This window comes from Qipengyuania pacifica (assembly GCF_019857205.1).
Lineage (GTDB): Bacteria > Pseudomonadota > Alphaproteobacteria > Sphingomonadales > Sphingomonadaceae > Qipengyuania > Qipengyuania pacifica.
In genome coordinates this window covers 1-14,187 of the sequence record NZ_JAHWXO010000008.1, presented here as the reverse complement: position 1 = coordinate 14,187, position 14,187 = coordinate 1, and the positions used below count along the sequence as shown (strand labels likewise).

The 14,187-nt window shown below is 60.4% G+C and carries 16 protein-coding genes; 3 read left to right on the top strand and 13 right to left on the bottom strand.

Annotated features, from left to right (window positions below; genetic code table 11):
* Nucleotides 1–138: 138 nt before the first annotated feature.
* From KYK83_RS12780 to KYK83_RS12760, 5 genes are all read right to left on the bottom strand, one after another.
* A complete protein-coding gene (locus KYK83_RS12780) occupies nt 139–2,700 on the bottom strand; it encodes a TonB-dependent receptor (protein WP_222828522.1) in 2,562 nt (853 codons plus the stop codon).
* 328 nt (nt 2,701–3,028) lie between these two features.
* The gene (locus KYK83_RS12775) at nt 3,029–3,805 is read right to left on the bottom strand and encodes an RES family NAD+ phosphorylase (protein ID WP_222828521.1); all 777 of its coding nucleotides are present in this window, start codon (nt 3,803–3,805) and stop codon (nt 3,029–3,031) included.
* Nucleotides 3,792–4,223, bottom strand: coding sequence for an antitoxin Xre-like helix-turn-helix domain-containing protein (locus KYK83_RS12770; RefSeq protein ID WP_222828520.1), 432 nt, complete (start codon nt 4,221–4,223; stop codon nt 3,792–3,794). The genes KYK83_RS12775 and KYK83_RS12770 overlap by 14 nt, the downstream gene beginning before the upstream one ends.
* A 169-nt stretch (nt 4,224–4,392) precedes the next feature.
* Nucleotides 4,393–5,196 (bottom strand): sulfite exporter TauE/SafE family protein, encoded by an 804-nt coding sequence (locus KYK83_RS12765; protein ID WP_430299225.1) that lies wholly within the window; start codon nt 5,194–5,196, stop codon nt 4,393–4,395.
* A complete protein-coding gene (locus tag KYK83_RS12760) occupies nt 5,193–5,531 on the bottom strand; it encodes an ArsR/SmtB family transcription factor (protein ID WP_222828519.1) in 339 nt (112 codons plus the stop codon). The genes KYK83_RS12765 and KYK83_RS12760 overlap by 4 nt, the downstream gene beginning before the upstream one ends.
* An 81-nt stretch (nt 5,532–5,612) precedes the next feature.
* On the opposite strand from KYK83_RS12760, the gene KYK83_RS12755 reads away from it, so the two are divergent.
* The 3 genes from KYK83_RS12755 to KYK83_RS12745 are packed head-to-tail and all read left to right on the top strand — an operon-like array spanning nt 5,613 to nt 7,531.
* Complete coding sequence (locus KYK83_RS12755; protein WP_222828518.1) at nt 5,613–6,065, top strand: protein tyrosine phosphatase family protein; 453 nt, start codon at nt 5,613–5,615, stop codon at nt 6,063–6,065.
* Nucleotides 6,066–6,107: 42 nt separating this feature from the next.
* Nucleotides 6,108–7,013, top strand: a complete 906-nt coding sequence (locus KYK83_RS12750) for an MBL fold metallo-hydrolase (RefSeq protein ID WP_222828517.1) — start codon at nt 6,108–6,110, stop codon at nt 7,011–7,013.
* Nucleotides 7,014–7,072: 59 nt separating this feature from the next.
* Nucleotides 7,073–7,531 (top strand): DoxX family protein, encoded by a 459-nt coding sequence (locus tag KYK83_RS12745; protein WP_248284455.1) that lies wholly within the window; start codon nt 7,073–7,075, stop codon nt 7,529–7,531.
* Nucleotides 7,532–7,631: 100 nt separating this feature from the next.
* Here the strand turns inward: KYK83_RS12745 and KYK83_RS12740 are convergent, their stop codons facing one another.
* The 8 genes from KYK83_RS12740 to KYK83_RS12705 all read right to left on the bottom strand — a co-directional run bounded on the left by KYK83_RS12740 (nt 7,632) and on the right by KYK83_RS12705 (nt 13,853).
* Nucleotides 7,632–9,374, bottom strand: coding sequence for a relaxase/mobilization nuclease domain-containing protein (locus KYK83_RS12740; protein ID WP_222828516.1), 1,743 nt, complete (start codon nt 9,372–9,374; stop codon nt 7,632–7,634).
* A gap of 240 nt (nt 9,375–9,614) precedes the next feature.
* Entirely contained in the window at nt 9,615–10,295 is a 681-nt protein-coding gene (locus KYK83_RS12735) for a lytic transglycosylase domain-containing protein (protein ID WP_430299224.1), read from the bottom strand.
* 4 nt (nt 10,296–10,299) lie between these two features.
* The gene (locus tag KYK83_RS12730; RefSeq protein WP_222828515.1) at nt 10,300–10,632 is read right to left on the bottom strand and encodes a DUF736 domain-containing protein; all 333 of its coding nucleotides are present in this window, start codon (nt 10,630–10,632) and stop codon (nt 10,300–10,302) included.
* Nucleotides 10,629–11,210 carry a S26 family signal peptidase gene (locus KYK83_RS12725; RefSeq protein ID WP_248284454.1) on the bottom strand — a complete coding sequence of 194 codons (582 nt, stop codon included), beginning with the start codon at nt 11,208–11,210 and terminating at the stop codon, nt 10,629–10,631. Before KYK83_RS12725 ends, KYK83_RS12730 begins: the two co-directional genes overlap by 4 nt.
* Nucleotides 11,207–11,734 (bottom strand): DUF2840 domain-containing protein, encoded by a 528-nt coding sequence (locus tag KYK83_RS17450; protein WP_430299241.1) that lies wholly within the window; start codon nt 11,732–11,734, stop codon nt 11,207–11,209. The genes KYK83_RS12725 and KYK83_RS17450 overlap by 4 nt, the downstream gene beginning before the upstream one ends.
* 161 nt (nt 11,735–11,895) lie before the next feature.
* Nucleotides 11,896–12,777, bottom strand: a complete 882-nt coding sequence (locus tag KYK83_RS12715) for a replication initiator protein A (protein ID WP_222828513.1) — start codon at nt 12,775–12,777, stop codon at nt 11,896–11,898.
* A 9-nt stretch (nt 12,778–12,786) separates the two neighbouring features.
* Nucleotides 12,787–13,059 carry a helix-turn-helix transcriptional regulator gene (locus KYK83_RS12710; RefSeq protein WP_010240237.1) on the bottom strand — a complete coding sequence of 91 codons (273 nt, stop codon included), beginning with the start codon at nt 13,057–13,059 and terminating at the stop codon, nt 12,787–12,789.
* A gap of 572 nt (nt 13,060–13,631) precedes the next feature.
* A complete protein-coding gene (locus KYK83_RS12705) occupies nt 13,632–13,853 on the bottom strand; it encodes a hypothetical protein (RefSeq protein ID WP_010240235.1) in 222 nt (73 codons plus the stop codon).
* Nucleotides 13,854–14,187 lie beyond the last annotated feature (334 nt).

Genomic DNA, 14,187 nt, shown 5'->3' with positions numbered 1-14,187 from the left:
AGCCTTGAACAAGCAAAACCGAAACATGTTGGCACCCTGAATTAGAATGACAGCGAGGAAAGCTAGCCACGATACGGTCGCGCGGCTGCTTGCGCCAATGTGAAAAGGGCTATCTAGATTGGCTTGAGAGTTCATTGCTTACCAATGTCGTCTTATACCAAACGCGATGAATCGACCGATCGGCGAATAATTGGTTGAGTCGTATGGAGTGTCCGTAGGGCCTGTCTGGCTAATGGTGTTCGGCTTATCGTTCAAAACATTTTGAACAGTAATCGATATTTCGAGCCCTGGATCGCGCTTCTCGCCGGAGATTAGCTCGTAGTGCAGCCCGAAATCAATCGTGGCGCTCGGCGAAAGGCGCTCGATTTGAGCAATACGCCGATCTTCAAGCGCGCCGATGTAATTGACAGCTGCGTTGGTTGTGATTGGACCTGCTTGATAGCGAACGGTGCCCCTGCCTCTGAAGCGCGGTGGATTGAAAATAGTCCCTGCGAGCCGGACAGGCGGCAAGTCCGGCGTGATCTGCTGCTCGCTTTTCAGCCAACTACCAGACAGATCAATGCCAAACGACCTGTCGCCTTCGAAATCGCGACGCCAAGCGATGTTTGCGTCAATTCCTTTGATCTTCCAGGCTGCGACGTTGATGTTACGATTGTCGTAGAGAACGACAACATTCGCCGGATCGTATGGCTGTCCCGTGAAATTTTCCAAACCAAACTGGGCACTGGCGATCAATGCATTCAATTCCATCGGATCAGGTGAGAAGTCGATCAAGCTTGCATAGCCCGGATTCCTCAGCGCAGCTGAGATACTCCCGGATATTGGCCTTACAACACGGTCCTCGTAGTCGATATCGAACCAGGATGCCGAAATGGAAAGGCCGGGCAGTGCATCGGGTGTGAACTCGAACCCTAGGGTCCAACTCTCCGATTTTTCAGGCGTAAGATCGGGGTTTCCGCCACCGATCAGCAGCAGAGCATCCGAGCCCGAACCCACTCCAAAGAATGTGGACGGGATGAGGATGGCTTCGGTAATGAAATTCTGTTGATACAGTGTCGGTGCCTTGAAGGACCGCGCCCAGCTTCCGCGGAACACCAGCCCCTCGACCGGTGAGTACACCGCGCCGATCCGTGGAGTGGCGAGACGATCGAGCGATTCATAATCCTCGTATCGCACGGCGGCAGAAAGAGTCAGGAGCTCAATTCCGTCGATGGAGTTCTGATCGGAGAAAATCGGAACGTACAATTCCGAATATGCGAAGCGCGAACGTTGAGTGACGTCAAACTCGGGGGTCAGGCCGGGAGTGATCAAAGCATAATCAAGACGATTGTTGCGAAATCCCGCTCCCGCCGCCAGTCGGACATCGCCACCCGGAATGCTGAACAACGGCCCTTCCACACCACCTTCCATCGAGAAAATCTCATGGGTATATCTTACGGTGTTCGTAGTTGTGGCGCCTACCGCAGGAATCGTGTCACGAAAGACCTCGGTTCGATCGCTTCCGTACACCGCGACGAGGTTCGCCCGCCAGTGAGAACCCAGATCGAACTTGACAGAAGGTGTTACGGCAAATGTTTCAAGCAAATTGTCGCGCTCGAACTTCTGCGTCGGCGTACCTCCGGCGACTGTTGACTCCCGATACGAGTACAATGCGTCGAGCGCGATCTCTACGTCCGGCGTAATTCTATGGTGTCCTGCAAGCGTCGCCGCATGGCGGGTCATCGGTGGGAAGAGTGTAGTTTCGGGCAGAAGGATGCTGGTATAATCGCGATCTCTCGCTTCGATCCGGGAGTTGTCAGCAAAGTCATACGCCAGCACCAGTCCGCCCTGGTCCCAGACGGTCCCGGCCACTACGTCGACCTGCTTTCGGAAGTAGCCGCCATCTGTGCTCGTACCGATTTGACCCGAGGTGGTTACGCCCTCGAAGTCACGACGCAGGATCACGTTGATGACGCCACCAACCGCGTCAGACCCATATACCGCAGATGCTCCATCCGGAACGACCTCGATCCTTTCGACCGCCGCAATCGGGATGGCCGAGATATCGACACCCTGAAACGCCGAGTTGTATGGCAGACGGTGCCCATTCAGGAGAGTAAGTGTAGCGTCTGGCCCCAAACCTCTTAGGTTTGCACTGGACGCCGAACTCACGTTCTCGTTTACCAGGCCACCGCCCGAGCCGACACCGGGATTCTGACCTCCGGAAAAGTTTTGGGGCAAGGATCGGAGGGTCTCCCCAAGATCGACTTGGCCTGCCTCCAAGATCTGTTCTCGCTCGACAGTCGTGACCTCGCCCGTGCTCCGCGCCCCCCGGATTCGCGATCCGGTAACAACGATCTCGTTATCAGTCGTGTTTTCGCTGTCCTCTGCCGCCACCGGGGACGTGCTGCGATCATTCCGCCCCAGCTGCACAATCGCAATCAGTTCCCCATCAATACGCGATGCAAATCCGCTTCCCTCCAGCAGCGCTGCCAATGCCGCCTCGGGCGAGAATGAACCGCGAACACCAGATGATCGTGCTGTTCGGACCTGGTCGGCACGGTAGACAACCTGCCGTCCGGATTGACGTATGTAGGCGTCGAGTGCATCTTTCAGTGTGCCTTGGGCGATGTCGTACTCCCGAGTCTGCGCGGCAGCAGGCGTTGCCAGGGCAACGATGCAGGATGTCGTGGCTAGTGCGGCTGCGAGTGTTCGGATCATTATCCCCCCAAGAAAAGTCTATGTTGATATTTTTTGTCGGCTGTTGCGTTCAGACAATCGGTGAGGTGAATTTGGTAACGCAGACGGAGTACGGCGGGTCTGACCAGGGGAAGTGCACGTTAAATGCGCGCTTCCTTTGAATTTTGAGAATCATCAAATCTCATTGGTGAGCGTCAGCTCTGCAGCCCTTCTCGCCACAAGCGGAAGGTCAGCTCACGGCCCCACTCTCGTCATTGGCCAATGCTCGTTCCTACGCGCGAAGATCTAAACGCCACCGGTCAGCATCCCACTTGGTTGCAGAAGCTTTGGGTTCGATAAATCATATCAACTAAACAATCCGACCAGATCGCTTGCCTTGACCGTCCGATTCATAGGGACCTTTTAGTAATGGTGATGCACGCGGCTTGATTGCTTCCCAATCAAAGGCAGGATTGCCAGACCAAGTCAGCCGGTACATTGCTCCTTGCGCGACCGATTGCACGACATTGGGCCACAAGGCCGCGATGCAGGTTCCGCCCGCATGGCGGACCGAAGGATAGATAATGCCGTTATGGCCGGCGGCGCGTGACTGCGCCGCTAGAGCATTGCCGACAGGATAGCCTTTCGTCTTGTCCGGATCGAGGGCCGGGTGACCAGGCAGGTCGCGCAAATCGATGAAGACGCCCGCCATGCTGGCAATCATCTCGCCATATTCGACAACGGCATCGAAATCGCCGGCATCGGCGAGCGCCTGTGTCAGGTGATGGCCGACCTCGGCAATACAGGTCTCGACACCGAGCGCGGCATACCATGCCCCGCGGTTCGCGGGGTTGAAGCGATTGGGCTCGCGCGGTTTGGCATAAGCAAAGCTCGCATTGATAAATCTGGCATGCGGCACGCCGTGAACCAGTTCGTCGGCTGTCAGTTCGCCAAACCCGCGCTCTTCAGCAATTAGCCGCGAGCTCGTCGCCCCCTCTATTTCAGCGAGCAGCGCGAGATCTTCGTTACTGTCGGCAAGCGGAGCCATGACCGCTTCGCGCAAACGCGCGCTCGAAACGAGTCGGACCGTCCGCTCGAACGCTTCGCGAATCTGCGGCGGCGCGCCTGCCTCCTCAGAGCCCGCCACGAAGAGCGTCGATATATTGTCTGGTCTCGAGCATGCGCGGAATACCGCCTTCGATCATTGCCTGGATGGGCGAGCGGCGATCGAAGACCGGCGCCCTGTTTTCAAGCTTCGGCCAGCGGTCGGCCATGTCGTTAGCAAACAGCAGGTGCAGCCCCTTGAACAGGCCGATCAGCGCCGACGCGCGGGTCAACTGGTCCTGACCGAGCGAGCCCTCCCATGTTCCGGCTTTCATCCGGTCCCAGGTGCTTTCGGAGACGCCAAGCAGCGCGGCGCCTTCAGCGTTGCTCGCACCCCAAGCATCGGCAAGGCGCAACACGGCTTTGACCGCAGCGCCAGTGAGGCGATTGCGATCACCGTCGCCTGCAAAGGTCTGAAGCCCCGTGGGAGCCTTGGCATGCTGAACTGCCGCATTGGCCATATCGCATCTCCTGACGCTTATATAGGCATCACGTGGTGCTTTTGTCAAATCTACTTGCGACTGCGATGAGCCTGATCCCTGAAGATAAGGGACGACCCAGAACCACAGTTTTTGCTCTATCCGACCAGCGAATGCAGACGGGCAGCTATATGGTGCGCAGCCTGTCAGCTCACGTTGACGTGAAGAACAGCCATTGGCCGACAATAAATATTCCAACCGCGATGATCGTGTAGGAAAAGACGCGGGTAAGTGCCTGCTTGCGGTCACCCAGGCGACGAGACGCCAGTGAGCCCAGGAAACCGCCGATTGCTCCTCCAACGATAAAGCTCACCGCGATGTGCCAGTCGACCAGACCGTCAAGCGCATAATTGGCGGCGGTTGTCGCGCCCAGCGCCGAGACTGAGACAAGAGAGGATCCGATCGCGTTCAGGATTGGCATCGCCGTTGCAGCGACAAGGCCGGGGACCACCAGAAACCCGCCACCGATACCGAAAAAACCAGCGAGAGCACCGACCAACACGCCGCCCAGCGCAAGGCGCGGTGTAAGTCGAAGCGCTGTTTGCGATGTCAGCTTCACGTCGGGATCGCTGCCACCCTTGCGATCACGCAACATTGCAAGTCCGACGGCGACCATCACCAGACCGAACAGTCCCAGCAGGAGATCCCCCGAGGTCAATTTACCGAGCGTCGATCCAATCGCCGCACCGATGACGCCGAAGGTGGCGAAAGTTCCGGCACAGCGCCATTTCACCGTCCCGTTTCTGGCATGAAACACCAAATTGAATAGGGCGCTTGCCGTCACTGCCGCAGCGGAGGTCGCAATAGCGACATGCATATCCCGTACCCCCACGACATACAGCAGCAAGGGAACGGCAAGGATCGAACCGCCGCCGCCGATCAGGCCGAGCGCAAAGCCAACCAGTCCGCCCGAACCTATCGACAGCATATACTGCAGGAACGATGCCTCCATCATTCAGGCGGCAATTCAGAGGCCGGCGACAAGGTCTCTCCTGGCTCCTTGCAGTAGAGATCATAAAGCGTTTCGAGCACTCGGCGCGGCGCATCTCCGGCAAGCGAGTAGTAAATGGTTCGCCCTTCGCGTCGCGGGGTGACCAGACCATCCTTGCGCAGCAGCGCAAGCTGCTGCGAGGCAGCGGCCTCGCGGATGTCCAGCAGATCGGCGAGATCACCTACGCTGCGCTCGCCTTCGACCAGCTGGCAGGCAATCATCAGCCGGTTGTGACTGCCCAGCGCCTTGAGAAGGGCAAGTGCTTTGCCAGCCTGCTCATACATGTCTTCAGGTTTCATAGTTGCATATATGCGAAGGTATGCATATATAGTCAAGTCTGACGGCGCTAAGTTGCGTCATTGCAAAACGAAGGCGAGAATATGAACGACGTGAAACAGATCGGTAACCGCTATGCGGTCGGCATGGCTCCCCCCTCGAGCGAAGACCTGTCGCAGCTGGCCCGAACCGGCTACAAGTCGGTGGTAAACCTGCGCTGCGAAAACGAGCCCGACGCGCCCATGACTCCCCAGCTCGAGGGTGAGAAAGCCACTGCGCTTGGCTTGGAATACCGCAACATTCCCGTCGCAGGCGATGCGCTGACCGGTGACCTCGTCGACCGCTTCCGAGATTGCGTCAAATCACTACCGGGCCCGCTCTTTGTACATTGCGCGTCCGGAAAACGAGCGGGCGCTTTCACAATAATGCATGTCGCGGCTGAAAATGACCTCAGCGGCGACGCCGCGCTCGCGCAAGCACAAGAAATGGGCTTTGCCTGCGATCAACCCGCGCTCGCAGAATTCGTACGCGATTATATCGACGCGCAGCGTGGCTAAACGAGCGACCCGCATCTCCTCCTGCACATAAAGATGACCGACATGCACCCCCAGATCCAGCCATTCTTCGACGAGTTTACGAACACGATAAGTTATGTCGTGCGCGACCCGGAATCGACAGCCTGCGCCATTGTCGATCCCGTGTTGGACTTTGATCCGGCCTCTGCCCGTACAGATACGAAATCCGCTGACGCGGTGATCGACTACGTGGAGTCCCACGGACTAGACTGCCAATGGATACTTGAAACGCATGTGCACGCGGATCACCTTTCGGCGGCCCCGTATATTCGCGAACGCCTCGGCGGGCAGCTCGCAATAGGCAGCCGAATTTCCCTGACTCAGGAAACGTTCGGTCCAATCTTCAATGCCGGACAGGACCTTGCCAGCGATGGCAGCCAGTTCGATCACCTTTTCGAGGATGGCGATCAATTCTCGGTCGGGGCCCTATCTGCCCGCGCGATCCACACGCCCGGCCACACGCCCGCGTGCATGACGTATCTGATCGGCGACGCGGCATTCGTAGGAGACACGCTCTTTATGCCCGACTTCGGAACTGCGAGGGCCGATTTTCCCGGCGGAGACGCGCGGACGCTCTATCGCTCGATCCGCAAGATCTATGCGCTGGCCCCGGAGACCCGCCTGTTCATGTGTCACGACTATTTGCCCGAAGGCCGGACCGAACATCGCTGGGAAACGACCGTTGGAGAGCAACGGCGCGGCAACGTCCACATGCGCGATGATGTCACCGAAGACGAGTTCGTCGCGATGCGCGAAGCGAGGGATAGCCAGCTTGGAATGCCCAAACTGATCCTGCCTTCGATCCAGGTGAATATAAGAGCCGGCAGGATGCCGCCAGCCGAAGACAATGGCACCGTATACCTCAAGTTGCCCGTCAATGTGCTGGGCACCCCCCATTCACCTGAAGAAGCCGGCCCCCGGACGCAGTAGTCCCGGCCGCTCCCGAATTGCCCCAAATCGAATGCCAATAGCAGGATGAGAGAATACGCATGCTCAGGAAGCTGGACAACGCGCTTGCTCGAATGGCCGAGAAGGTCACAGTAGTCGATCCAGTCTTCCGTCTATCGATCAGCCTGATCTTTATTATCGGTGGCCTTGGGCATTTCTTCGCTCACCAGCACATGCTCGGTAGAATGCATCTCTCGCCGTGGAGGTCCCACGTCGAGATTATCGGCAACCCCTCAGTCCTTTTGTGGCTTTCCGGTGCGATTTTCATAGCGGCGGGAATTACACTGGCCCTGGGATACATGACGCGGATTTCGGCAGCAGCCCTTTTCCTGACACTCGTTCCGATTACCGTCGCCGTCCATGTCGCCCCCGGGCACACCGGGCCATTGTTCAAAAACGTAGCGATCCTGGGATCACTTATCTATCTATTCGTTCGCGGGCCCGGTCGCTGGGCGCTGGACCATCAGCTTCAGCCATTCAATACACGCCGCGACAGGTAAGTCCGACCGCCCTGGTGACGGTGGTCCAGCTTCGCTGCCTCCTTGCCAATTTGCGCAACTATCCTGACCCTTCGTGATGAAGTTGCGAATTGTGTCTTCATCAGATTCCCTTTTGCGGAGAGCGCGCAAAGCTCCAATCGATACCTCCGCGCGCATTGGCCTTGCCTGTGATTTCTTCTCCCAGATGCCGCTCAAGGTCGCGCCTCCAAGGCACGAGCTGGAAGCCCACTCCGTCATCGACCATGGCAAAACGGCCCGAGGCGAGCGTGATGCGCTCGCGGTAGAGGCCGGAAACATGTTCGTCCTCCGCAATCGGTCTTGCCAAACGGCCGTGACGCGCGGCCAACGCTTCGCCCGCTGCGTCCAGTTCCTGCTTGCGAAGCGTTCCCAGCAGATTGCGGTCCAGGGTCACGCTCTTCCCATGCCGCTTCGCCAGCCCTTGATCGACAAGCCAGGCACGGCGCTCATCCAGAGCCTGGCGGACTTCGTTGCCAAACCCGCATCCCAGTGTCTCGGCTCGAGGCGACAACATCTGCCGATCGAGCCAAGTTGCGCCGCGAGCGTCGACCTGCCGCTCGAGCGGCAGGTCCGAACGCACCAGCAGGCTGCTGCGCCGTCGCCCCTTGCGGTCGGTCCATTCGCTTGTTTCGACGATGGCTCCAGGCTCTGCATCGCTCGTCTGGTCCAGATCGGGGAAGCGAAGATAGTGCGCGCGGCCGTCAACTCCTTCGATGATCGCATAGGCCTCGCCTGTTAGCTCATTATGAAGACCGCGCTCGACCAACCTTCCAATGACTCGGCGGTTCTCGTTTTCTCCATGCAACGCTAAAGGTGCAAGGGCGCCCTGCGCGCCGCGTCCACTCATCGCCTTGTGCAAGGTCTTGATAATGTCGCCGCGCTCGCCAAGCGCGCGCAAGGTCGGTTCGCAATCTGCGGCCAAGGTCCAGCGCGCCGCCCCGATCCGCTCGGCCAATCCCATGCGTTCGAGCGTTCGTGCGCGGCCGATAAGGAATGCGCGGTTGCTGCGGCGTGTCGCATCGACTTCGGGGGACAAATCGACCACGCCGAGATCGTCGCGTTGCTTTTGCAGCCGGCGGTCGAGTGAGGTCCAGCGCTCGGCATCGACCTCGCGGCGAAGCGCTAGCTGAATATCGCGCTCGCTGCGCGGCCCGAGTTCGATAGTGACGCGCTCCTGGGCACGGGCACGCATGCCTTCGCTGATATAAGAGCGATCAATCACCAGGTCCCTGCCGTCCGAGGCAACTCCGCGGACCAGAACATGGACGTGCGGGTTATCGGTATTCCAGTGATCGACCGCTACCCAGTCGAGGCTGGTGTCGAGGTCGCTCGCCATATCTTCAAGCAGTTCGCGCGTGAAAGCGCGCAGGTGAGCCATCTCGCTCGCGTCTTCCGGCGACACGATGAAGCGGAAGTGATGCCGGTCGTCTTCGCAGCGCGCGGCGAAGGCATCGCCATCGACCTCATCCGACGAGGCATCGAACATCTGGGCATCCGATCCGTCACGGGTGACGCCGTCGCGTTCGAGATAGGCGATGTGGCGAGCGAGCGGTGCAGAGCGGAAGCGGCTGCCGCCATGACGAACGACGCGCGCCTTGATGATGACCCGCCGCTGGAAAGCATGGGGGCGGCCTCGGAACGCAGCCCTTTTGCCGCGTCCCAGATGTCCGGTTCCGCCGCCAGCCCGGCCTCGCGTGAGCGGTGTATAGCCTGACCGGCGCGAAACCTGCAGCACGCGTCCGACCAGCGAACCGGCCTTGCGATAGGCGCGCGCATCGCTGTCTCGCGACCGACCCCGCCTGATGTTGATTTCATCGTCAGCCATAGACTGGAAAATCGGCAGACGGCGCTTTCAGCATTGAAAAGCCTAAGGATTTCGGTCCAAGCGCCTGCAGGCGCACAGCAGAGATGGCGCATAATCTCCCGCAAAACCAACCACCTGCACCCCGACCGACGGCGGTGCTTTTATCTCGCCATCCCTCCCTTCCTTTGGTGCGCAAGCCTCCCGTCCTTCGCCCGCTTTCGCCAGGGAACGCATGGCTGCGCGAAGGTGCGAGGCTCGCTTTCATTGGGAGGAAGCCGTCGAGACGGGCGCGAATAGATCGTGCGCGGCTTGTTCCGGTCGCGCGAAGGGGTTCGCCGCGGGGCCGGGCATAGCCACCTCGTCCAACTCTTTTCGCGCTGCGCCGGGAGGCTGCAAGGCGCCAGCCGGAACATTCCTGGCTTGTAGAGGCGCCGCCGCAAACATGCGCTCGGACTGCAACAGCGGCGCAATCCGGGCGACATAGCGGCGCGTTTCGAGTGGCAGCGAACGCCGTCCGGCAAGCCAGTCTTCGTAGCGTCCCGGACCTGCATTGTATGCCGCGAGGAAACCTTGCGCGCCGTAGCGATCATACATTTCGCGCAGGTAAGACGTGCCGGCCAGAATGTTATCGCGCGGGTCGAACGGGTCTTGCCCGAGCGAGAACCGGGCGCGCTGCCGCGACCAGGTTCCGGGCATGAGCTGCATGAGACCCATCGCTCCTGCTCTGGAAACGGCTCGCACCCGGCCCGCACTTTCGACCCGGATCACCGCGTAGATCCAGTGCTCGGGAATGCCGAATTGCTGCGATGCTTCGCTGACATGCGCTGCAATCTCGATACGCGGCGACAGCCGGATGAATTGCGGCGATTGCGCAAAAACCTGTGCCGGACTCGCCGCCAGCATGGCGGCCAGAAGTCCCTGCAGAAGATACGGGCGGAGCACGGAATCAGCCCTTTGCCGGGCGGCGCGCGCCGCGCGACCATATCAGGACATGGCTCTGGTCGTCAGAACTGAACAGATTGGCACGCAAGGGCCGCGCCAACGCAGGATCGTCGATCAATAGTGTAACGAAGCTGCCAGCCTTGTCGCCGACATGCTTCCAGCCTGCGCCCACTTCGTAGGTTTCCTCGCCGTTGCCCGCCATGATGCGATAATCCGGGGCGTTCTCGGTGTCGCCGGGGTCGGCGGCCACGAGGGTCAGTGGTCTATCGATAGTCAGGGTTTTCAGCCGCCCCTCGAAGCCGTCGGGTGTGGCTGTAAAAGTGCCGATACAGGTCATTGTGCGTCTCCTTCAGTGACGTTGGGGATGGGAAAGTCGGCGAGCGGGGCAAGCAGGACATAGTCTCCGCCGCCCGCTTCATCGGTCCAGACAGGCCGCGCCCGCCCGATGACATCGGCGCGTGCGACAGGCCCGAAATAACGCCCGTCAAAGCTGCCGGGGGCGCGCCTGTTCATCACGAACAGTTCATCCGCAGCGATCGTCCGGCACCCTTCCCAGACAGGCAGTTCGCGTCCAAGGCTGTCGAGCCGGCGCGCCGCTCCCGCAGCCGTCCCATTGATTGTGACCAGAAGGTCGTGCCGGCAGACCGTATCCCCGCCAAACGCCGCAACCTCCTTGATGAGCGGGACGCCTGCGGGAAGATAACCCCTCGAGGCGAGGTATCGCTGCAGCCTGGATGCAGGTTCGATCGCGACGCGGTCGCCTCTTTCAAGACCAGTCTTTCCGCCGATAGAGTACAGGCCAACCGGCACGCTGGCAGTCGCGTTCCAGACGAAAAGTCGCGCGAGCGGGAATGCAGTGCTGGTCAGTGTCGCTGCCGCAACCATGCCTGCCAGAAAGACGGTGCGCCGCTTCATGATTGCAGCTTTCGCCGCCGCATCCAGTCGCGATGGCGCGCAGGGGAATAGGAACGTGCCTGCATGCCCGCTGCCAGCCTGTTGTGGACATGACGCCAGTGGTCCGGAGCCACATCGCAGGGATCGATGCCGTGCTCCTCGATCGCATCGATCAGCGCAAAGGCCTGGCGGACTTTGGGCCAGCCTTTCACCGACAACAGGATTTGCGCGCCGGGATCGACCTGCGGCAATGTGGTCAACGGGTCGCCGATGCCGACGGCGCGGGCGATTGCGAACGCCGAGCGGATAGTCCCGTAATCGTTCGAAGCCCACCGAACCAAGGCAAAAACCTGTCCCGGAGCATAGCTTTCGATACGCGTCCGGCGATCAATAATGCGCTCTTCAACGGGCTTGCCGAACCGAAGCCAGTCTTCCTGCACGCCGCCGCGCCACACCAGTGTGACATGCGTGAGTGGCGGATCACCGGCACCTGCGTCGACCCTTTCCGTGGGCGAAAGCGAAGCGCTCGCTGCGCTTTTGCACAGGCGTGGCTGTGTTAGCAGGAATCTGGAAGATTCCTTGTTAGCATTGTTAAGGGCTCCGCGAGCGCTGCGTTTCCGGCGAGTCGAGCAGGCTTTTGGTTCCTGATAGTCCGGGCATCGGGTTCCCGATCGTCCGAACGTTATGGTTCCTGATAGTCCGAACATCACACGCCCTTTTCCACAGGGGGCAGACCGATGCGGCGGCGCGCAGCTGTAAAGGGATCGACAGGCGTCGCGACGAACAGGAGACGCTCGCGGCCGAACTGGTGCTCAAGTGCGAGACTGTAGCCCGGGAGGGACTGGCGGCGGACGATGGTCCGCACTTCGAATGCGAAGCGCTTCAATGGCGACAGCGCGCCCGACTTCACATGCAAGTGCGAAATGTCGAAACTCCATCCGCCCTTCTGTTTCCCGCCATGCTTGCGTACGATGCGATAGAGCCAGCGCTCGAGACCGCCGGTGAGCGCGAAATAAGCCGGATCGATGGTCAGGACGAGCGCACGGTCGAGCACGCCCTCGTAGAGCCAGTCTGGCACGATCATTTCGATACCGAGTGCGCGCCCCTTGTCATCGAGCCGTTCGCGCCATTCGTTGATCCAGGAAAATCGTCTCCGCCGCCGCGCCCCGGCCTGCCGGATCGAGGTGGCGATGCTGGTCGACTGCAAGCGATCGAGCGCGGCCTTCAGGCGCTCATAGCCTGCTTTTCCGGTTCCGCGCCGGGTGAAGGTCAAGATTTCATGGGGCGTTGCTGCGATCAGGCGCGAGGTGGCTTTGCCGGCATCGCGCGCTTCGACGATCTGGCTGGCTACCCAGATCAGCACATCGGCATCCCAGATCGTGGCCATGCCATGCTCGGCGGTCGCTTCGACCAGGATGGCGACCTCGCCCATACGAAAGTCGATCGGCTTCACTCGCTTCGACTTGGCGAGGCTGAAGAAAGGCCAGGCCATCAGATCCTGCGCATCGCGCGCGGCGATGTCGCTGCCCGCGCCGACGAACAGGTCGAGCTGTCCGGCCCCGCCGTCCGATGTCTTCAAGGAGCGCATGGTACCGCTTCAGCGCCGGACCGGACCGGTGTAGCCGTCGATCCGCTTGGCAGGATGAACGACGCCCTTGCCCGGATCGCTGGTGGAACGGCGCAAGCCCTGCTCGGCCCAGGCGTCGAGATCTTCGGGCCGGTAAACGATGCGGCCGCCGAGCTTGTGGTAGACCGGCCCTGTTCCATAGCATCGGTGCTTTTCGAGCGTGCGCGGCGAAAGCCCCAGATGCACCGCGGCATCCGGGGTGCGCAGGTAGCGGGGACGGACCGGATCGGGAACGGCGGGCATGGGGTTAGCTCCAGGAGGCTTGGGTGGCTGCGGCTAACTGCCGCTGATTGCGGAGGGTGATGGCGCATGCCCTGGCAATGGGGGGAGCGACACGATGCCGCGTTCGGATTTGTCGCCCCTACCGATCTGAGCTCGGCAGGATCGAGGAGGGGCGGCATCCGCGCAGAACCCGACGCTATCGCGCTGCCCGGCAGGCTTTCGGCTGCAATGCCGAAGGCTCAGAGCAATGAACCGCACCTGCGAGAGAGGCAGTGGCCAAGGGCCTGTGGGAAGCAAGGCAAGCGGGACCTGTCGCGGCCGTAGCTTCCCGCTCGCCCGACCCGCTGCCGGTTCGCAAGTGCATGCGGGGCCCCAAAAACACGTAATGCCGCACCCTCAGGAGCGTATCGCCAGATGCGCGGGACAGAGTGCGTCCCCAGCCCCGCTCCATTTATCCCGATCGCCAGTTGGCCAAGCCGATGTTTGGAGAACCGCCGATTGCTGCTGGATCGAAACTTGAACCTGTAGCTCAGCCCATAAGAGACACGAAAAAAGGGCAGGAACCGCTGCCGGTCCCTGCCCTGCAGAATGCCTCAGAATTCGTCGAGCATTCCGCCATGGACGGTATGAACGACCCGGATCGCAAGATGCGGGGGCAGCGCATTGTAGTCGCCTTCGTCGACCGCGCGATATCCGAGTTCGTCATCCTCGATAACATGCTGGTCGAAGAAGCTGTGCAAGGCCCGTTGCTCAGCTGTTTCCAGAGCCTCGAAATAATTGCGCGAAGGCAGTGTGCATTTCGTGAAATAGGTCATGATAATCCTCCTGAAATCTGTCGCGAGACGACAGGAGGTTGGCCGATGGGCCCGGGCAGACCGGGTCACAGGATCGCCTGACAGGGCGACCGCGAAGCGGCGCAGGGGGAAACGGTTTTGTCCGGTGCCGGATGCAATCCGGCGGCGGACAAAATGGTGGGGCCCCTGCCGTCCTTGATGCGGGCGGCGCGGGACCATCATGCTGGAAATGCGGTAAGCCAGGCCAATCCAGTCCACCTCAAACGACCGTTTCAGATGATCGCTGCCATAATGGGTCGGGCCCTCCGGGCAGCGCCTGGCTATTCCCCGGAGAAAAGACCGAGCGAAAGGAAGG

What these genes read in the sequence shown, in the direction of transcription:
- KYK83_RS12750 (WP_222828517.1), top strand. Translation starts at nt 6,108, where the DNA reads ATGCACCCCCAGATCCAGCCATTCTTCGACGAGTTTACGAACACGATA.
- KYK83_RS12755 (WP_222828518.1), top strand. Translation starts at nt 5,613, where the DNA reads ATGAACGACGTGAAACAGATCGGTAACCGCTATGCGGTCGGCATGGCT.
- KYK83_RS12725 (WP_248284454.1), bottom strand. Translation starts at nt 11,210, where the DNA reads ATGAAGCGGCGCACCGTCTTTCTGGCAGGCATGGTTGCGGCAGCGACA.
- KYK83_RS12705 (WP_010240235.1), bottom strand. Translation starts at nt 13,853, where the DNA reads ATGACCTATTTCACGAAATGCACACTGCCTTCGCGCAATTATTTCGAG.
- KYK83_RS12740 (WP_222828516.1), bottom strand. Translation starts at nt 9,374, where the DNA reads ATGGCTGACGATGAAATCAACATCAGGCGGGGTCGGTCGCGAGACAGC.
- KYK83_RS12745 (WP_248284455.1), top strand. Translation starts at nt 7,073, where the DNA reads ATGCTCAGGAAGCTGGACAACGCGCTTGCTCGAATGGCCGAGAAGGTC.
- KYK83_RS12730 (WP_222828515.1), bottom strand. Translation starts at nt 10,632, where the DNA reads ATGACCTGTATCGGCACTTTTACAGCCACACCCGACGGCTTCGAGGGG.
- KYK83_RS12765 (WP_430299225.1), bottom strand. Translation starts at nt 5,196, where the DNA reads ATGATGGAGGCATCGTTCCTGCAGTATATGCTGTCGATAGGTTCGGGC.
- KYK83_RS12780 (WP_222828522.1), bottom strand. Translation starts at nt 2,700, where the DNA reads ATGATCCGAACACTCGCAGCCGCACTAGCCACGACATCCTGCATCGTT.
- KYK83_RS12770 (WP_222828520.1), bottom strand. Translation starts at nt 4,223, where the DNA reads ATGGCCAATGCGGCAGTTCAGCATGCCAAGGCTCCCACGGGGCTTCAG.
- KYK83_RS12710 (WP_010240237.1), bottom strand. Translation starts at nt 13,059, where the DNA reads ATGCCCGCCGTTCCCGATCCGGTCCGTCCCCGCTACCTGCGCACCCCG.
- KYK83_RS12715 (WP_222828513.1), bottom strand. Translation starts at nt 12,777, where the DNA reads ATGCGCTCCTTGAAGACATCGGACGGCGGGGCCGGACAGCTCGACCTG.
- KYK83_RS12760 (WP_222828519.1), bottom strand. Translation starts at nt 5,531, where the DNA reads ATGAAACCTGAAGACATGTATGAGCAGGCTGGCAAAGCACTTGCCCTT.